15 protein-coding genes are annotated in these 17,865 nt (G+C 69.5%); 8 read left to right on the top strand and 7 right to left on the bottom strand.

Translation table 11 applies throughout. The features are described 5' to 3' along the window. The 3 genes from OV208_RS26385 to OV208_RS26375 all read right to left on the bottom strand — a co-directional run bounded on the left by OV208_RS26385 (position 1) and on the right by OV208_RS26375 (position 3,697). Positions 1 to 873 carry an acyl-CoA desaturase gene (locus OV208_RS26385; RefSeq protein WP_267576666.1) on the bottom strand — a complete coding sequence of 291 codons (873 nt, stop codon included), beginning with the start codon at positions 871 to 873 and terminating at the stop codon, positions 1 to 3. Continuing rightward, complete coding sequence (locus OV208_RS26380) at positions 866 to 2,740, bottom strand: 3-oxoacyl-[acyl-carrier-protein] synthase III C-terminal domain-containing protein (RefSeq protein WP_267576665.1); 1,875 nt, start codon at positions 2,738 to 2,740, stop codon at positions 866 to 868. The genes OV208_RS26385 and OV208_RS26380 overlap by 8 nt, the downstream gene beginning before the upstream one ends. An 84-nt stretch (positions 2,741 to 2,824) precedes the next feature. Then, entirely contained in the window at positions 2,825 to 3,697 is an 873-nt protein-coding gene (locus OV208_RS26375; RefSeq protein ID WP_267576664.1) for a cupin-like domain-containing protein, read from the bottom strand. Between the two features lie 253 nt (positions 3,698 to 3,950). Between OV208_RS26375 and OV208_RS26370 the strand changes: the two genes are divergently transcribed. The 5 genes from OV208_RS26370 to OV208_RS26350 all read left to right on the top strand — a co-directional run bounded on the left by OV208_RS26370 (position 3,951) and on the right by OV208_RS26350 (position 8,428). Beyond that, entirely contained in the window at positions 3,951 to 4,220 is a 270-nt protein-coding gene (locus tag OV208_RS26370) for a GlsB/YeaQ/YmgE family stress response membrane protein (RefSeq protein WP_267576663.1), read from the top strand. Positions 4,221 to 4,422: 202 nt separating this feature from the next. Continuing rightward, entirely contained in the window at positions 4,423 to 5,244 is an 822-nt protein-coding gene (locus OV208_RS26365; protein ID WP_267576662.1) for a DUF2092 domain-containing protein, read from the top strand. Between the two features lie 2 nt (positions 5,245 to 5,246). Continuing rightward, a complete protein-coding gene (locus OV208_RS26360) occupies positions 5,247 to 5,684 on the top strand; it encodes a hypothetical protein (RefSeq protein WP_267576661.1) in 438 nt (145 codons plus the stop codon). A gap of 297 nt (positions 5,685 to 5,981) precedes the next feature. Continuing rightward, a complete protein-coding gene (locus tag OV208_RS26355) occupies positions 5,982 to 7,151 on the top strand; it encodes a hypothetical protein (RefSeq protein WP_267576660.1) in 1,170 nt (389 codons plus the stop codon). Positions 7,152 to 7,177: 26 nt separating this feature from the next. Further along, the gene (locus OV208_RS26350; protein WP_267576659.1) at positions 7,178 to 8,428 is read left to right on the top strand and encodes a hypothetical protein; all 1,251 of its coding nucleotides are present in this window, start codon (positions 7,178 to 7,180) and stop codon (positions 8,426 to 8,428) included. Positions 8,429 to 8,446: 18 nt separating this feature from the next. Here the strand turns inward: OV208_RS26350 and OV208_RS26345 are convergent, their stop codons facing one another. The 4 genes from OV208_RS26345 to OV208_RS26330 form a co-directional block, all read right to left on the bottom strand. Next, positions 8,447 to 8,914: a DcrB-related protein gene (locus OV208_RS26345; RefSeq protein WP_267576658.1), complete on the bottom strand. Its 468-nt coding sequence runs from the start codon at positions 8,912 to 8,914 to the stop codon at positions 8,447 to 8,449. A gap of 15 nt (positions 8,915 to 8,929) precedes the next feature. Beyond that, positions 8,930 to 9,868 (bottom strand): hypothetical protein, encoded by a 939-nt coding sequence (locus OV208_RS26340; RefSeq protein WP_267576657.1) that lies wholly within the window; start codon positions 9,866 to 9,868, stop codon positions 8,930 to 8,932. A gap of 58 nt (positions 9,869 to 9,926) precedes the next feature. Beyond that, a complete protein-coding gene (locus OV208_RS26335) occupies positions 9,927 to 11,186 on the bottom strand; it encodes a sigma 54-interacting transcriptional regulator (RefSeq protein ID WP_420715053.1) in 1,260 nt (419 codons plus the stop codon). Between the two features lie 132 nt (positions 11,187 to 11,318). Then, on the bottom strand, positions 11,319 to 14,114 hold the full coding sequence (locus tag OV208_RS26330) for a serine/threonine-protein kinase (protein ID WP_267576655.1): 2,796 nt from the start codon (positions 14,112 to 14,114) through the stop codon (positions 11,319 to 11,321). Between the two features lie 251 nt (positions 14,115 to 14,365). Here OV208_RS26330 and OV208_RS26325 point away from each other — a divergent pair, with 251 nt between their 5' ends. From OV208_RS26325 to OV208_RS26315, 3 genes are all read left to right on the top strand, one after another. Continuing rightward, positions 14,366 to 16,918 (top strand): hypothetical protein, encoded by a 2,553-nt coding sequence (locus tag OV208_RS26325; RefSeq protein ID WP_267576654.1) that lies wholly within the window; start codon positions 14,366 to 14,368, stop codon positions 16,916 to 16,918. Positions 16,919 to 16,980: 62 nt separating this feature from the next. Then, positions 16,981 to 17,337: a hypothetical protein gene (locus tag OV208_RS26320; RefSeq protein WP_267576653.1), complete on the top strand. Its 357-nt coding sequence runs from the start codon at positions 16,981 to 16,983 to the stop codon at positions 17,335 to 17,337. A 3-nt stretch (positions 17,338 to 17,340) separates the two neighbouring features. Further along, entirely contained in the window at positions 17,341 to 17,859 is a 519-nt protein-coding gene (locus OV208_RS26315) for a hypothetical protein (RefSeq protein ID WP_267576652.1), read from the top strand. Positions 17,860 to 17,865: the final 6 nt, after the last annotated feature.

Below are 17,865 nucleotides of genomic sequence, written 5' to 3'. Positions count from 1 at the left end.
TCACCGGGACAGGGGGACGGAAATGGGACCCGACGGCGCCGGTCGGTGCATGCGCGCTTCGATGTCCGCCGGAGCCGGAACGCGCAGGTCGCTGGCAAGCCCCAGCCGCTCGAACAATCGCAGCACGTGCCAGATGAAGTCGAACTGTCCTGGCAACAATCCGTGCCGCGCGCTCGACGGGAAGCTGTGGTGGTTCGCATGCCACCCCTCGCCCAGCGTGAACCACCCCATGAACACGCCGTTGCGCGCCTGGTGCACCTCCGCGTACGGACGCTCGCCCCAGAGGTGCGCCACGCTGTCGATGGCGTCCCCCAGGTTGAAGATGACCACCAGCATGCCCCAGGCCGCCGCCACCCCCACCGGCCCGAAGAGCGCCCAGCCGCCTCCCACCAGGGCCAGCACGTGGAGCAGGCAGAGGACCGCATACGGTCCGGGCCGGCTCACGAAGGCGTACCAGGGGTCCGCCGCCACATCCTTCGCCAGGTGGTTGTATTGCAGGTTGCTGCGCGGCCGGTGCCACCCGTCATAGAGCACCCGCAGCGGCCCCGCGACGGAGTACAGGAAGCACACCACCGGGTTGCGCGAGCCGATGTACCAGCCCACGTGCGCCCACCAGAACCCGTCCAGCACGGGCGAGTGCGGGTCCCCCGGCACGTCCGTGTGCGAATGGTGCCAGCGGTGATTGCCCGCCCACTGGATGGGCGTCCCCGCCGGCAACCCCACCGTGACGAACAGCCGCTCCAACCACCGGTTCAACTTCAACGAGCGGTGCGACAACACCCGGTGGTAGGCGACGTTGATGGCCAGCCCCGCGAGCAGGAAGTAACCCGCGCAGAACGGAACCAGCCACAGCGGGTGCAGGGGCTCAGACATTGCCAAGCTCCTCCAACTGCAACCGGTACAGCCGCGCCGTCACCTTCGCCGTCTTCACGATGCGCTCCGCCAGCTCCGGCGTGAGGATGCCGGAGGCCAGCGCTCCGTCCAGCCGGTCCAGGTGCGTGGCGTCATTGTCCCCGTGGTACAGGAAGAAGCGCACCTGGTCGTCCGTCAGGCCCAGCTGGTCCTTGATGGCCGAGCCCCAGCGGCGCGCCACCCGGTTGCCCAGGCCCTCGATGATGAACATCGCGCCCAGCAGGTCGAACGGGTTCTCCTGGCTCGCGCGCTGGAACATCCACGCGGACAGCGCCTCGCTGCCAATGTTCTTCGGCGCGCGGGTGATGGCCTCCTTGAAGCCGCCCACCGACACGTAGTGCCGCTCCAGCATCTCGTAGTCCCGGTGTTCGTCCCGGGCGTGGTGGATGAAGGACGAGCGCAGCGCGAGGTGGTCCGCCGTGATGCTGGACGCCGCGCGGGCAATCCACCGCGAGCCCTCCACCACCTGCTGGCGCAGGTTGATGAGCAGCGATTGGTAGTCCTCCACGGTGAAGACGCCGCGGTTCAGCTTCGACAACAGGGGCACCTGATTCAGGCTGGATTCGAAGTCCACCCAGACGTGCGTCAGCTCGCGCACGAGCTTCTCGCGCAAGGGATCGCCGTCCACCTTCGGGGTGAGCGGCAGCGGACCCGGCTCCGGCAGTGCGGCCGGGAGACCGACCTCGGGCGCCGCGCGCTCCGGCCCCACGACGGTGAGCATGGCGTAGCAGGCGATGAAGCCGCCGCTCTCCGGCACCATGCAGAAGATGCGCTGGCCCGGGCGGGCCTTCCCCTCGTTCACCAGTTCCTCCAGCATGAGGAAGATGGACGCGCAGCCGGTGTTGCCACGCGTGGAGAGGTTGGTGAACCAGCGCTCCTCCGGGATGCGCACGCCGCCCTTCTCCAGCAGCTTCACGATGGGCTGCTTGAAGTAGTGGGACGAGTAGTGGATGCAGAACCAGTCCAGCTCCTCCGGCTTGATGCGCCCCTGGTCCATCAGCGCGAAGAAGCCGTCCACGCCCAACGCCACCAGCGACTCCAGCCGGCGGATGTCCTGCTTGATGTTGAAGAAGCCCTGGGCCGCGGCCTGCGTGACGTCGGGCGCGTCCAGCCAACTGGGACCGAAGCCGCCGTCCGGCGCGCGGTTGGCGCCCACGTACATGCCCAGCTCGTGCCGGTTCGCATGCGAGCGGATGTCCATCCACTCCACCTTGAGGGACAGGCGCGTCGGATGCGGTCTGTCCTGCACCACCGCCGCGCCCGCGCCGTCGGACAGCATCCAGCGCAGGAACTCCGCGTCGAAGGGAACCGGCCCGTCTCCGGCGACCTCCTCGTAGTGGCTGGCCTTGATGAGGCGGCTGACCAGCTCGCTGGCGCAGACCACCGCCCGCTTCGACACCCCGGCGGCCACCTGGAGCGACGCCATGCGCAGGGCCTGCATGCCGCTGGAACAGATGCCGTGCAGGGACGCGATCTCACACGCGGGGCCTCCGAGCGCCCGGTGCACCTGGCTGGCGAAGCCGGGCAGCACCAGGTCCCCCTGCGTGCTGCCGGTGACGAGCAGGTCCATCTCATTCAGCGTGATGGGCGAGCGCGACAGCGCGTCATGGATGGCATGGACCGCCAGGTCCCAGTTGCGAAAGAGCGTCTTCTGCTCGCGGTCGATGGCGTAGTGGCGGTGGGTGATGCCGTTCTGGGAGAGCACGCGGCTGCGCGCGCGCGAAGGACTGCCCCGCACCCTGCCGAGGTAGTCCTCCATCTCGTCGTTGGAAATGGGTTCGCCGGGGAGGAACTTCCCCAGGCTGGTGATGAACGCGTCGTGGGCCATGGCTCACACGATAGGCGGAGCCCTGCCGAGACGCAGGTGGAGGCGCACGGACACTGTCTGTACGCCTCGTGGACCCCGGGGGAATCAGGCGGGGAGCAGCCGGCGCGCCCGGCGGACCACGCGCTCCACGCCGCTCTTCATGTGGTCCAACGGCAGGAAGCGGTTCACCGGCACGGGCCGGTAGCCCACGCGTCCCAGGCGCGTGCGCAGCGCGTGGTTGGCTCGCAGCGCGCGCAGGTGGCGGGCCGTCTCACGCGTGTTGAAGATGATGGAGAGCGACACGGAGACGTCCTCCAGGCCGTTCTTCACGTAGTGCGGCGCCACGAAGGGGATGTGCAGCGCGTCGCCAGGGCCGAACTCGTAGCGCGTCGCCGTCGCGTCGAAGGTGTCCCGGTAGCTCACCCGCGAGCCGGAGCGCACGACGAACGACTCCAGGTCGCGCGCGGGCACCACCTGCTCATCCCACGCCGGAGAAACGTGCACCGCCTTGCGCCCCCGGAACTGCATCAACAGCGTGGAGTAGCGATCCAGGTGGAAGGGCGTGACGCTGCCGGGGGAGGCGATGAACAGGTAGAGCATCGGATCCACGGCGGTGTGGCCCACGCCCTGCGCCTGCATCAGCGACTCCACCTCCGCGAGCAGCGAATGGAACAACTCCTTGAAGCTGGGGTCCTGCTCCGGCGCGCGAAGCATGATGTACGAATTGCTCGTCATCATGTTCTCCACCGTGTCCTTCAGCGACAGCCCGGTGCGGTGGTCCACGTGCGCGCGGTCGAAGTCCGCGTCCTTGGGCAGCAGGCCGGAGCTGAAGAACACGTTGTCGGCGGGCAGTCGCTGCGCCACCCCCGCCAGGTTCTCCAGTTCCAACGCCGGATGTCCCAGCAACGTGTGGCGGCACCGGTAGGACTCACGGTCGAAACACAACGGCGCTTCAGCGGATTCAAAGATGCGCTTCATGGACACGACGAACTCCTTACCGCCTTGGCGGCACGGTGTTCACCAGATGCCAACAGAGCGCGCGCCCCCCGTCAAAATGGGGCGTTTTGCCCCGCGTTGTTTCTCCTGAAACCAGCGCGCGTCCGCTGCTGAACGGTGCAGAGCCTGGAAGTCAGGCCCTCCGGTCGGGGAGGCATCGTCCTTGGGGGTGGGGCAAGCATCCTGGAGGCATCGTGCCCATGTTGTTTCCGTCCATTTGCGAAGGGGGAACGACATGGGCTTGGAAGCAATCCTGTTGTGGGCGGTCATTGGCCTCATCGCCGGGTGGCTCGCGTCCGCGGTGGTGGGGGGCGGTTACGGCGTGGTGGGCGACATCGTGGTAGGCGTGGTCGGTGCGTTCCTGGGCGGCTTCATCTTCCGGGCGCTCGGCACGAGTGCTCCGTTCGGCGGACTCGCGGGCACCATCTTCGTGGCCTTCATTGGAGCGGTGGTGCTGCTATTGGTCCTCCGGGCCATTCGATCGGCCACCGTCCGAAGGGTCTGACCGTAGGGCACTGAAGTCTTCCGGCCCCTCTCCCATGCGGAGGGGGGCCTTTTTCTTTTGTTCTCCGTGCACCAGGGCAGGGGCTGAGTCCTTCGGCCGCCCGCGCGTGTCTGTCCTTGCACCTGGGTCCAGCGTCTCCATGTTGCGAAGGTCGGATGGATTGTCGGCTTTCGAAAAATGGGGGACAGCCTTGCGACCGGACATGAATGACAGGCGTCGATGGAAGCGGTTGGCGGTGTGGGGGCTCTGTGCTGGCAGCGTGTTGGGCTGGGGTCCGCCAGCGCTCGCCGCGACGGCCCCCGCCGCGAAGAGCTCCCAGACGGCCCCGGCGGTCGAACCCCAGGCCGTCGCCGCGCTCGAGCGGATGGGGGCCTTCCTTCGTGGCCAGCAGACGTTCGAGGTCACCGCGAAGACGACCACGGATGAGCTCCTCGACAATGGACAGAAAGTCCAGGTCTCGGGCACGGCCGACATCCGCGCGCGGCGCCCGGACCGCCTCCGCGTCGACAGTGCGTCCGACCTGAAACAGCGCCAGTATTTCTATGACGGCAAGCGCTTCACGGTGAATGGACCGGGCTCCGGCTACTACGCGTCGTTCGATGCGCCTCCGACCCTGGCGAAGACCCTGGAGGCCGCCGAGCAGCGCTACGGCGTCGAGCTGCCGCTCGTCGATCTCTTCTACTGGGGCACCGACAAGGGCAGCGTCAAGAAGCTCAAGTCCGCCCTCTACGTGGGGCCGGCCACTGTCGAAGGCGTGGCCACGGACCAGTATGCCTTCCGGCAGGGAGACGTGGACTGGCAGGTCTGGATTGAGAAGGGAGACCGGCCCGTACCGAGGAAGCTCGTGGTCACCAGTTCCCAGGAGCCGTCGCAACCTCAACACGTCGCGACGCTGGACTGGAACCTGAAGCCTCGATTCGAGGACGCCTTGTTCGACTTCGTCCCTCCGAAGGACGCCCACCGGATCGCTTTCGAGGACACCCGGACGCGGGCCGGCCGGAACACCCCCAGCAGGAGCCGTTAGCCATGCGCCATCTCAAGAGCCTCCAAGCCTTCGCACTCGTCGCCACGCTCGGGATGTTCGCCGGGAGCGCCGGGGCCTACGTGCGCACCTCCGCCACGCGGACCAGCGTGAACGGGAACGTCCACCGCGACGTGGACGTGAACCGCAATGTGGACGTGAACCGCAATGTGGACGTGAACCGGAATGTCGACGCGCACCGCGATGTCGATGTCCACGTCGACAACGACCACTACGACCATCCCGTCGCGGCGGCGGCCGGGGTGGCGGCGGCGGCCACGGTCACCGCGGTCGCGGTCGGCTCCGTGGTGCGCTCGATTCCACCGTCGTGCTCCACCACCGTCATCAACAACGTGGCGTACCAGAACTGCGGCGGCACCTGGTACCAGCCCCGCTACTCCGGCAGCGACGTCACCTATCTGGTCGTCAATCCGCCCCGGTAGACAGCCCCCGCCCCCCACGACCCGGGCTTCCACCTCCACGGTGGGAGCCCGCGTCTGTTCCTGGGGGCTCCTGCCTGATGACGCCAGTCATCAGGGACCAACGGCAGTCATCAGGGCGCGGGCCTCCAGGCCCTTCCGCCTGGACGCACTCCCGCAGGACTTCACCAGCAATTCCAGGCACCTGGCGCGACAGGTGAGTTCGGGTGGGCGCTGGCACGGCTCCTGCTCTAGCCCCCCACATCAGCCGACGCGGTCGGCTCCCACGCCGACCCGCTTCACTCTTCGAGGAACACCGCCATGGCGATCTCCCCCCTCTCCAAGTCGTCCGTTCCCAGCCCCTCCCTCACGCGCACCCAGGCCCCCGAGCTGGCGTCTCCCGTCCAGCGGTCCTCGACGGGCGCGGCGGATTCGCTGAAGGGCGGCGCGGGGCTGGGCGGCGCGCTGCAAGGCCTGCTGCAGCAGGACGGCTTCGACTCGGTGGGCGGAGCGGCCAAGGGCGGCATGGAGAAGCTGGGCCAGATGCTCGCGCTCCAGGTGCTGGGGGAGCTGTCGAAGATCCTCGGCGGCGAGGGCATTGGCGGCCAGCAGAGCGGACTCCCGGGCCCCCAGGGTGCCAGCGGCAACACGGGCGTCGTCGGGCCGAATGGCGGCCAGATGGGCCTGGGCGCGGACTCCTTCGACGGCGGCGGCGTGCCGGACCTGGGCGGCGAAGGCGCTTCCTTCGACGGCGGCGTGCCGGACCTGGGCGGCGAGGGCGCGTCCTTCGGCGGTGAGCAGCCTTCCGTGGACGCGGAGCAGCCGCAGCTCCAGCAGAAGGCCGCCGCGAACGCTTCCGCCCCGGCGCCGGTGCAGACCGCGGCGCCCGCCGCGCAGAAGGAGCCGGCCGTCGCGGGCCCCCAGGGCGCTTCGCAGTCCCAGGGCGCGTCGAAGGGCAAGAACACCATGACCCTGGTCAACGACGGCACCACGCCGATGAAGGTGAACTTCACCCCCAACGCGGGCGACAAGGCCGTGGACTCCGTCACCCTCAAGCCGGGCGAGACCAAGACGGTGCAGTTCCCGGACGGCTGGTCCGGCAACTTCCGCAGCGACGCCGGCGACGGCAAGAACGCGACGCTCGGTGAAGTGAAGTTCGACGGCGGGCACGGGAACACCTACTACGACGTCAGCTACATCGAGGGTCACAACGCCTCCATGACGATGCAGCCGGAGAGCGGCGGCCGTCTGTCGGGCACGATGAAGAACCTGCTGGATTCCGCCCCGGACTCCGTGAAGGCCAAGGGTACGGACGGGCAGGCGTACGGCATCAAGAAGAGCACCACGTCCAACGTGCAGGATTCGGAGGTGGTAGACTTCTTCCGCAAGCACGTTGGCGCGGACCAGGGCTACGTCATCCCCACCGACGACGCGAGCACGCTGGGCAGCAACGACAGCAACCTCGTCGTGCACATGAAGAACCTGGCCTGAGTCCCTCCCCCTAGAGGCACCGTCCCATGAGCGTCCGCCTTCCTCCCAACCTCCCGCGACCGGGATTGCCCGCTCGAGGTCTCAAGGAGGAAGGACCGGGCGAGAAGGCGAAGCCCTCCGAGGGCAAATCCTCCGGCAAGGCCACCGCGAAGGGCGGCGCGGCCAAGGGCGCTTCGGCGAAGGGCACCTCCGCCAAGGGCGGCGCCCAGGAGTCCCCCGGCCAGGAGGGAACGTCCGCCCGTTCCGCGGAAGCCGGACGCGGCGGTGGCGGAGAGGCCGCGAAGGGCTCCCAGCAGAAGGACGGGATGGCCCCCAGCACCCAGCGCGGCGCTGGAGCGGCCGGGTTCGGGGGCATGGTGGAGAAGCCGCCCGTCCCCACTCCGGCGGTGGCGCCACAGCCCCAGCAGTTGGCCCCCCAGATGGACGTCGCCCCCTCGCTGGCGCGACAGCTCCCCACCCCGACTTCCGGCTCCCCCCGCGAGCGCACCGCCACCGACGGGCAGTCCTCCAACGCCGCGAAGGAAGCAGCGGAGGGCCGCGCGAAGCTGCGCCTGGCGCTGCTCAACCGGCAGTTCCGAGGGCTGTCCGAAGTGGTGATGAAGCTCACGAACTTCCTCGCCAATCCCGGCCGCCAGGGCGTCGTCACCCTGCCCGTGGTGCTGAGCGAAAGCTCCGTCGCCCAGGAGTGGTGGAAGTCCGCGAACGCGGTCCCCGAGGACCGGCAGTACCTGGCCCTGGTGCTGGGCGAGTCCCCGGTCGCGGACGACGCCACGCTGCTCCAGTCGCTGCGGCGCGAGGTGCACGAGGCCTTCACGGAGTTCCAGCGCAGCCCCCAGGGCCTCGAGGTGCGCAAGAGCTACGACGAGGTGCTCCAGAAGTACGAGGCCGCCCGCATCCAGCCCGTCATCTCCGGCCACGACACCGGCCCGATGGTGGAGGAGTGCGCGCGGCTGGGCCTGACGTACGGGCGGGACTACACCCGCTCCCTGCTCCTGTCCCCGTGGATGCTGGCCATCAGCCAGAGCCCGGACGAGGGCTCCACCACGCAGGTGATGGTCGCCGGCCTGTCCCTGGCCCAACTGGGGGCGCTGGTGGGCCACCTGCGGCGCCTCAACCCCCTGCTCAGCAATGCCCAGCTGCGCACCCTGCTGCTGCGCGCGTCCACGGACATGAAGCTCGCGCTGCGCAAGGCCCTGGGCCAGCAAGAGGTGGAGCAGGTGCAGGAGCTGGCGCGCCAGCTCTTGCGGCTGCGCGTCGTGGAGCACCTGGTCGTCTGAAGGGAAGCCCGGCGGGACTCAGGCGCGGAAGTGCGTGGGACGCAGCGCGAGCTCCGCCATCGAATCCAACGTCACCGACGCGAGCAGCGACTCCGCCTCGTGGCGCGTCGTGGCCAGCCGGTCCGCCAGCTGGGTGTACGTGAAGGTGAAGCCCACCTGTTCGCGCAGCACGTAGAACTGGAGCTGCGCGAGCGTCAGCGACTCCATCCGGAAGGTGTACTCGCGCAGCACGCCCGCGTTGGCGCCGAGCGTGGCCTTCTGCTGCGACACCTGGCGGAAGTCCTGCGCCCCGCGCACGCCTTCCAGCATGCGCGCGGCGAACTGCTCCAGCGTCTCAGCCGCCCCCACGGGCTCCAGCGACACCACGAGGTTCGCGCGGAAGCCGTCCTCCTCCGGCCCCACCGCCACGATGTGGCTGGCGTCGAACCAGCCTTCAGGCAGGGCGACGCGCAGCGGACCGTGGCGGATGAACCGGGGCAGGGCCATGGGAGGCGGGAGTCCTTAGGAGGATTCGCGGCCGAAGTTGGCCATGGCTCGGGAGCCACCGCCCTCTTCGTTGGCGAGCGACGCCACCTTGGCGTTGCTCTCCCCCACGATGTCCGACTCGGAAGCGCCATTGGCGCCCTCGACGATGACCATGCCGCCCGTCTTGTGCTCGCGCAGGCTCGTGTCCACGGCATCCGACAGCTTGTCGGCGTCCATCTTGACGCTCTTGCCGGTGCTCGGGTCCTTCACCTTGTAGCGGCCCTGGTCGTCCTTGCCTTCGACGGTGACCCAGTGCGCCTGGCCCTTCTCTCCGCCCTTCGCCTTGGGGTCCACCTTGGCGGAGTCCACCAGCACCGCGGCCTTGCCGTCGCGGCCGAGCGCGCTGTCCAGGACGCCCTTGTCCAGCTTGGACGAGGACTCCGTCACCTTGACGCCCTGGTTCGCGAGCATGTTGGACAGCTCGATGGGCGTCGTGCCGTCGCCGTCGGTGAAGCGCGAATCCAACGCGTCCATCTTCTCCGTGTCCGACGCGCCCTGCGTCTTGCCGGTGCCCTTCTCGTTGCCCAGCATCACCGCCACCGCGGCGCCGCAGTTCTTCTCATTGGTCTGCTGGACCACCGACGCGTCGTCTTCCCAGTCGCCAATCTCCGGCGCCGCTTCCTGGGGAGCGCAGGCCTGGCCCACGCGCAGCGCATCCGACTCGGGAGCGGAACCCGCGCCCGACGCGAAGCGGCTCGCCCAGCCCGACAACTGCTGGAGGGCCTCCTGCGCCGCGAAGGCGTCCGTGGCCTGCTCGGTCTGGACCGCCGTCGGCGCGGTCTCCACCGAGGTGACGACCTTCGCCTGGGGCAGCTCCGCCTGCTGCGCGGCCGCCTGCGGCTTCTGGTTCGACGGCGTCACCTCCACTCGAGGCTGGACGGGACGCTGGAGGCTGGGGGGAAGGGTCACGCTCAAGGGGAGGGCTCCTGGAGGGGGATGGGGGATGCCATCCTACCTGGGATGCCGCCCCGTGTTAAGGGTCCCCGGACGGATCCAGATCGTGTTTCCGCAGAAGTTTCCGAAGGTAGACACGATCGATGTCCGCCTCGCGGGCCGCCCGGGAGATGTTTCCCTCGCAGCGCTCGATGAGGTTCTTCAAGTAATCGCGCTCGAAGACCTCGATGAGGTGCTCCTTGGCTTCCTTGAAGGGCAGGTCCAGGTCCGCCCCCTTGCGCTGCCCGTCCTGGGGCACTTCCAGGTCGGGGAGGGCCTCCTCGCCCAGGTTCACCACCTGCTCCACGACGTTGCGCAGTTCGCGCACGTTGCCGGGCCAGGGGTACTGGAGGAGGAGCGCGCGGGTCTGGTCGGACAGGGCGCTGGGCGGCCGGCCCATCTGCTTGAGCATCGCGTCGACGAGCAACGGGATGTCGTCCGGGCGCTCGCGCAGCGCGGGCAGCGTGACGCGCAGCACGGCGAGCCGGTGGAAGAGGTCGCGGCGGAACGTCCCCTGCTGGACGGCCTGCTCCAGGTTCACGTGCGAGGCGGCCACCACGCGCATGTTCACCGTGAAGTAGTCGTTGCCGCCCACGCGCTTGACCTGCCGGCGCTCCAGCACGCGCAACAGGCGCGGCTGCAGTTCCAGGGGCAGCTCTCCAATCTCATCCAGGAAGACGGTGCCGTTCTGGGCGCGCTCGAAGGCGCCGGCGCGGTCCGCCTGGGCGCCGGTGAAGGCGCCCTTCACGTGGCCGAAGAGCTCAGATTCGATGAGCGTGGAGGGCACGCCCGCCAGGTCCACGATGACGAAGGGGCCCTTGGCGCGAGGGCTCTGATGGTGGATGGCCTCCGCGCACAGGTCCTTGCCGGTGCCCGTCTCGCCGTGGATGAGCACGTCGGCGCCGCCGGGGGCCATACGCTCCAGCAGCGTGAAGGCCTCGCGCATCTTGCGGCTGTTGCCCACCAGCGCCCCGAAGCGGTCCTTGGAGGAGAGCGTCACCGAGCGGTCGCGCGTGTCCTCCGGCACCAGCTTCAGCTCGGTGGTCCCCAGCGTGAAGACACTGCCCGAGCGCAGCTCCATGGCGCTGAAGCGCAGGCCGTCCACGAAGGAGCCATTGTGGGAGCCCAGGTCCGTCGCGAGCACGTGCTCGTCATGCACCTCCAGCTTCAGGTGCTGACGGGAGACGGCCTTGTCGGAGAGGATGATGTCGCACGTGGGCGCCTTGCCCAGCACGTACGTGCCCTGTTTGAGCGCGTGCGTCTTGCCGGCATCCGCGCCCGACAGGACCCGCAGCACCATCCGCACCTGACCCGACCGGCCCCGCTGCAGCGTGGCGGTGGCATCCAGGAGCGCCTCGTCCTCGTCTGGCAGCGACACGCGGCGGACGCTACCACGCCTCGCCGGGGCTGCCACCCGCGCGTGCGCGCGACCTCACCGCCGCCGCGCGCGGGGCGGCTTGCGGGCAGGCGGGGGCGTGCGCTCGGCCGGAAGGGACTTCAGCCACGTGTCCACCTCGCCCACGCGCTCCTCCATCCCCGCCTCGGTGAAGCGACCCCGGGCGCGGGTGGCCTCGCCCCGGGCCTCCGGCGGGCGGCCCGTCTGGTACAGCGCCCTGGCCAGCGCGAAGCCCGACTCCGCCAGCGCATCCGCGGGCGCGGACGCGAAGGACACCGCCTGCTGGAGGGGCTCCACGGAATCGCGCGCCCGGCCCAGGCCCAGCAGCGCCTGCCCCACCCCGTCATAGGAGGGCTGGAGGGCCTCGTCGTCCGCGGGCAGCGCCTTGCGCTTGAGCGCCAGCGCCTGCTCGTAGGTCTTCAGGGCGTCGTCGTAGCGCTTCATCCCGAGCTGGCACATGCCCACCTCGTCCAGCGCCTCCGCGTACCGGGGGCTGTCCGCGCCGTGGAGGGCCTTGTAGAGGTCCGCCGTCGCCTGGGCATGGGGCAGCGCCCGGGCGTCCTCCTTCAGCTCGCGCAAGGCCAGGGACAGGAGGCCGTGCCGGCGCGCCATGTCCGGGTGCAGCGGCCCCACCGCCGCCTCGGTCTGCTTGAGCGACTCCTCCAACAGCGGCAGCGCTTCCTTCGACTTGCCGGCCGCGAGCGTCATCCGGCCCAGCAGGAAGAGCGTCCGCGCGCGCTTGGGGTGCTGCGGCGGCAGGGCCTTCTCATAGAGGGCCCGCGCCTCTCCCAGCCGGGTGATGGCCTCGTCCAGGTGGTCCTGGGACGCGGCGAGGTTGGCCTGGTTCACCTTCACGTCGGCTTCCAGCACCGGCTCTCCGCCCAACCGCTGGAGGGTGGCCTCCGCCAGGGAGCCCCAGTTCGCCGCCGGGTCGAAGTGCTTCTGCCCGTCCTCCACATAGAGGAGCTTGTTCAGGATGGAGACCTTCAGCCGGTCCGCCCTGCCCGCCTCCGCGTCGAACACGGCGCGCGACAGGAGCTGGGAGGCCGCGGGCGAATCCCCCGTCTGTTCCTTGAGCCAGCCCAGATGGAAGCGCAGCTCCGCGCGCAGTGGCAGGAAGTTCGTGGCCAGCACCGCGGACTCCAGGGGCGCCGCCGCCGCGAGCGCCGCGGGGTAGCGGCCCGCGTCCACCTGCGCCCGGACCTCCGACAGCTTGCCCTCCAGCCGTTCAATCTCGTCGCGCAGGGCGGGATCGGACGGCCGGCGCTGCTGTTCGGCGAGCGAACCCACGTCCTCGCAGTCGTGCAGCGCGGGCAGCGCGTGCGCCACGTCCACGGCCTTCTCCACCACCGCGGCGTCCGCGCTGGCCAGCAGCTCCACCGTGGAGCGCAGGTCCTTGCGCCGCCGCTCCAGGCACACCACCTGCCGGTCGAACTGGTCCTCCGCGACGACGCCCTGCACGCGCGTCTGTTCGCACGCCTGGACGCGCTGCTGCTTCCACGCGCCCGCGTAGTTCTCCAGCACCTGCACGGTGCGGAAGGCCATGGCCTCCGCGAAGGGCTTGCCGGTGGAGCGGAAGGCGGACTCCAGCCGCGCCTTCGCATCCGACGTCCAGACGTCGTCCATCAGGGCCCCGGCATCCGCGCACACCTGGGACTGCTGCCACGCCACGCCCGAGGCCACCGCCAGCGAGAAGGTCATCGCGCCCGCCGCCGACGCCCAGCGCTTCTTGCGGCCCTGGCGCTGCTCCTGGGAGAGCGCGTCCAGCAGGGTCCGCATGGACGCGAAGCGCGCGTCCGCGTCCAAAGACAGACCGCGCAGCACCGCCTGCCGCACCCACGCGGGCACCTTCACGTCGCGCGGCGGCTCGCGGATGAGCACGGGCGGCGGCGCGACGGGGCCCTTGGCCGTCAGGGGCGCGGTGCCTCCCAGCGACTGCGTGCCTTCCGCCTCCACGCCCCGGCTGGAGGACGCGTAGGCCTTCAGGCTGCCCGGGTCGAAGGGGCGCGCGCCGAAGAGGGCCCCGTAGAGCGCGGCGCAGAAGCTGAACTGGTCCGTGCGCGCGTCCAGCGTCGTGCCCCTGAACTGCTCCGGGGACATGTAGTTGGGCGTACCCACGAGGAGGCCCGCCTCCGTGAGCGTGGTCTCCAGCATCCGGCGGTCCGCCGATTGGAGGACCTCCGCTTCCTCCGGAGAGTTCGCCGCTTCCGGCGCGTCGCCCACCTGTCGCGCCAGGCCGAAGTCCGTCACGTAGACGCGGCCCGCGCGACTCACCAGCACGTTGGCGGGCTTGAAGTCGCGGTGCACGAGCCCCGCGTCGTGCGCGGCCTGGAGCCCCCGACCAGCCTGGAGGTAGTAATCCAGCACCTCGCTCCACGAGCGCTTGGATTCCTTCAGCCACGTGCCCAGCGTGCCGCCGTCCACCAGCTCCATCGCGACGAAGACCTGGTCGCCCCAGATGCCCACGTCGAAGACGGGGATGACGTTGGGATGGGAGACACGCGCCATCGCCTGGGCTTCGCGCATCAGCCGGGAGCGAGCCTCCTCGGATTCGCGCTGGTGGTTCGGGTGCAGCAGCTTGAGCGCCACCTTGCGGTCCAGGTCCGGATCATAGGCGGCGTACACCACGCCCATGCCGCCCTGCCCCAACCGGCGCAAGAGCAGGTAGCGGCCCACCTGCGGAACGGGAGGCACGTCCTCGGGGGCGCGCTGGGACCTTCCGGTTCCCGTGCCCGTGCCCCGTCCCGTGCCTCGGCCCGTTCCCACGCCCGAGCGCGCGGCGTCCGAAGCACCCGTGCCAGTTCCGCCCCTGCCGGTGTCGTTCTTTTTCATCGGTGGTGCACCCGGGCCGGACTCTACCCCCGGCGGTGGTTCGCCCCGCATCTTCTCCCGCGATGCGTCATCCCGCCCGCCTGCCTGGTGACGGCTGTCATCAGTGACCCAAGTGCTGTCATCAGGGCCTGCGGTGGATGTGGGAGACAAACCCCTGGAAACAGGAACGGACAGGGTGCGCCCGGGGCTGGCACGTCCGACGCACTGGGTCCCTGCATCGGAGCACTCGCAGCCCCCCTTCTGGAGCGCCCATGGCCCTCGCACCTGTCTCCCGCAAGCCCCTCGCCCCCGTCACCCCTCCCGTCGTCACCGAGAAGGCCCAGCCCCAGAAGGTCGCCAACGCGCCGGTGGAGATGAAGAAGGCGGCCGTCGTGGGTGACTCCTTCGAGACGAAGAAGGCGGTCGCGGGCCCGGTGCTGGGTGAGAAGGCGATCGCGCCGGCCATCGCGGGCCTGAGGATCGGCCTCGCCGCGAAGGCCGCCGTCGAGAAGCCGGCCGTGGAGGGCCCGCCGCCCGAGCGTCAGACGGTGTCCGGCGAGGACAAGGCGAAGCAGGCGGTGGACCTGAAGAACGTGGGCGAGCGCCGCACCGAGACGGCGGATGCGCAGACGTCGCTGCGCGAGAAGACCACGCAGGAGGCCGACAAGCTCTTCGCCATGGCGGACGGCAAGGAGCCCGTGCCCGCCGGCAGCAACATCCAGCGCGTGTCCGAGTCCGAGGTGGAGCTCACCCGCGTCAACGACCAGAAGGAAGTCATCGAGCGCTCGGTGGCGACGAAGAAGGACGGCGCGGTGACGGTGGACAGCGCCACCTACGAGGACGGCACCCACAAGCGCGACCGGCTGGAGATGAAGACGGACGGCGGCACGCTGGTGGAGCGCGCCGAGTGGAAGGGCGACAAGAACGAGACCGCGGACCTCAAGTCCTTCGGTGACATCTCCAAGACGCGCGACCGGGGCCTCACGTACACGCGCAACGAAGTGGGCGTGGAGAAGAACAAGGACGGCGACCGGCTCATCACGAACGAGTACACGCAGGCCGACGGCGGCGCGACGAGCAGCCGGACCTCCTTCTACCAGCAGAACGGCGGAGGCTCGATCGACAACAAGCTCAAGGGCCCGTTCGACTTCAAGAAGCCGGTGGACCGCGCGGACACGTACAGCTACTCGATTCCGCCTCCGGGCCAGGACGGCAATCAGGGCGACGTGCAGTACAGCCGCGTGCAGGACTTCTCCCAGGACAACGTGAAGGCGACGTCCTACGTGGACCGCACGCTGGACGGCCACACGCACCTCGCCGGCAAGGAGCCGCACACGATTGAAGACCTGAACACGGTCCGCGACGAGTACGGCAAGGGCGGCGGGGAGAACTGGGACGCGAACGAGACGGGCGAGGGCCGCCCGCCGAAGCGCTGGACGGTGGACTTGCAGAAGGGCCCGGACCGGCTGGACTCGCAGACCTTCATCGAGGGCTACCCGGACGCGACCATCAAGACGGAGCGGACGCGCGAGGGCAGCACGGTGAAGGAGAAGTTCGAGGGCAAGACCTTCGAGAAGGAGGACTCCTCCAAGCGCGTGCCGGTGAACGGCGAGTCGTCCACCACCTTTGGCCAGGACGGCTCGGTGGAGAAGATGGACTCCAAGAGCCGCGAGGCAGACGGCTCCGACCAGGAGCAGCACTACAACAGCAGCCGCAAGGCGACGGGCGCGGGGCTGGAGTTGCAGGAGTCGCTGGAGACGAAGCGCACGAAGGACAACAAGACGGAGTCGTCCCTCAAGGAGGACACGTCGCTGCTCTCCAGTGAAGGCGCGCAGCTCGTCAACTCGCGCACCACGGTGACGGACGCGGAGGGCCGCAAGGGCGTGCACGAGGTGGGCAAGGACGGCGAGAAGATGCAGCTGTCCGGCCCCGAAGGCCGCGACATGCGCGACGTCTCCAACCCGGATGACTTCAAGGACGACGCGTTCGGCAAGGTGCTGCTGGAGCAGGCGAGCATCTCCACCGCGAGCACGGTGAACCAGTACGCCAACAGCGGCGGCGCGCAGGCGCTCAACGTCCTCAAGGGCCTGAGCCAGGACGCGGGCAGGCTGCCCGAGAAGGCCACCGCCATCCTGGGCAAGGACACGATCTCCAAGGGGCTGAACGCGGCGCAGGGCGGGGCAAGCGCGCTGGGCGGCGTGGCCGGCGTGGTGGCGGGCGGCATGTCGCTGGCGCGGGGCATCCGCGAGAACAACATGCCGGACATCGTGAAGGGCGTGACGGACACGGCCAACGGCGCGCTGAACCTCTACACGGGAGGCCAGGCGTTCACGGAGGCCATCAAGGGCTTCAAGAACGCGGGCGCGCTCACCACCACGGCCCCCGCGGCGAAGGCCATGCCGTGGGCGAAGACGCTGGCGAACCCGAAGGTGGCCGGCGCCGTCACCAGCACGGTGCTGGACTCGGTGAAGGGCATGGGCGGCATCGGCAAGGTGGTCGGAGCGACGGCGAGCGCCGGGAGCAAGGCGCTGTCCGCCCTCAAGGGCATGGGCGGCGCGGCCAACGTGCTGGGCGCGGTGGGCGGCACGGTCGGCGGCGTGTTCGACATCGTCAACGGCGCGAAGGTCAACGACGGGGCGCAGATCGCCAAGGGCGCCATCGGCATCGCGGGCAGCATCGGTGGCGCGGTGGCGGTGGGTGCGATTGGTGGACCGCTGGGCATGGCGGTGGGCGCGGGCATCGGCCTGCTGACCTTCGGCATCGGGAAGATCATGGACGCCATCAGCGACAAGCCGCACAAGATCTCCGAGCTGCAGATCGACTGAGGGTCCGAGTCTCACGGCGGCGACGGGCGTGAAGCAGCCGCCTCTTTCGCGCAACGGGTGGCGTGCGCGCTATCTTCCGGCGCATGGGAATGTACGGGGAGGTGCTGGCCATTGGCGCGTTCCGCCGCGAACTGCTGCCATTCCTCAGTCAACCGGAGTCCTGGCACGACACCACCCGCGAGGGCGCGGTCATCGTCGTCCCGGTCTTTCTCGCGCCCGAGGGAAGCAGCCGGAGTCGCGAGCTGGCGCATTGCCTGGGGGCCGAGGCGTGGGACTTCAACACCCATGCGCTGGACCCCTGGCGCGCGGACCTGGAAGGCCTGCGCCGGTTCCATGAACACGAGGGCCAGCACCCGGTGGAGTGCTTCCTGCGCCTGCGGGAAGCGGGCTTCGAGTTCTTCTTCCTCCCGAATGGATAGCCCATGTTCGCCCCCATCCCGATCTCCGCGCAGGACCAGGAGGAGGTCCTCCAACAATACGAGCGCGGAGGAATGATCGCCGCCGTGCTGGACCTGCGGCGGCGGCTGGGCCTTGGCCTCGCACACGCGGATGCGACCGTGCGCGCCACGCTCAAGGCCGCGGGCCATCTTTCCTCATATCCGAGGAGCGACGTGCAGGCGGGCATCATCGCCACGGGCAGCTTCCAGCGAAGCCTGGTGCCATTCCTCGACTATGGCGAACGCTTCTTCGAGAAGACCCGTGAAGGCGCTCGGATCATCGTGGCCCTGATGTTCGAGATCGATCGGCTCGCTCAAATCCTGGAGGTCGCCGGGTGCCTGGGAGTGGATCCCTGGGACTTCAACACCCACGTCATCGACCCCGAGCGGGTCAACACCGAGGACCTGCGCATCGTCTGGGACGACGACCGTCTGGTGGAACGGTTCAACGCCCTGCGGGCCGCGGGTTTCCGGTTCCACTTCCGCATGGAGTTCATGCGGTAGCCCGCG

This window comes from Corallococcus sp. bb12-1 (genome assembly GCF_026626765.1).
GTDB classification, from domain to species: domain Bacteria; phylum Myxococcota; class Myxococcia; order Myxococcales; family Myxococcaceae; genus Corallococcus; species Corallococcus terminator.
The sequence above is the reverse complement of the archived record's forward strand: the minus strand, read 5'-3'. Positions and strand labels throughout refer to the sequence as shown.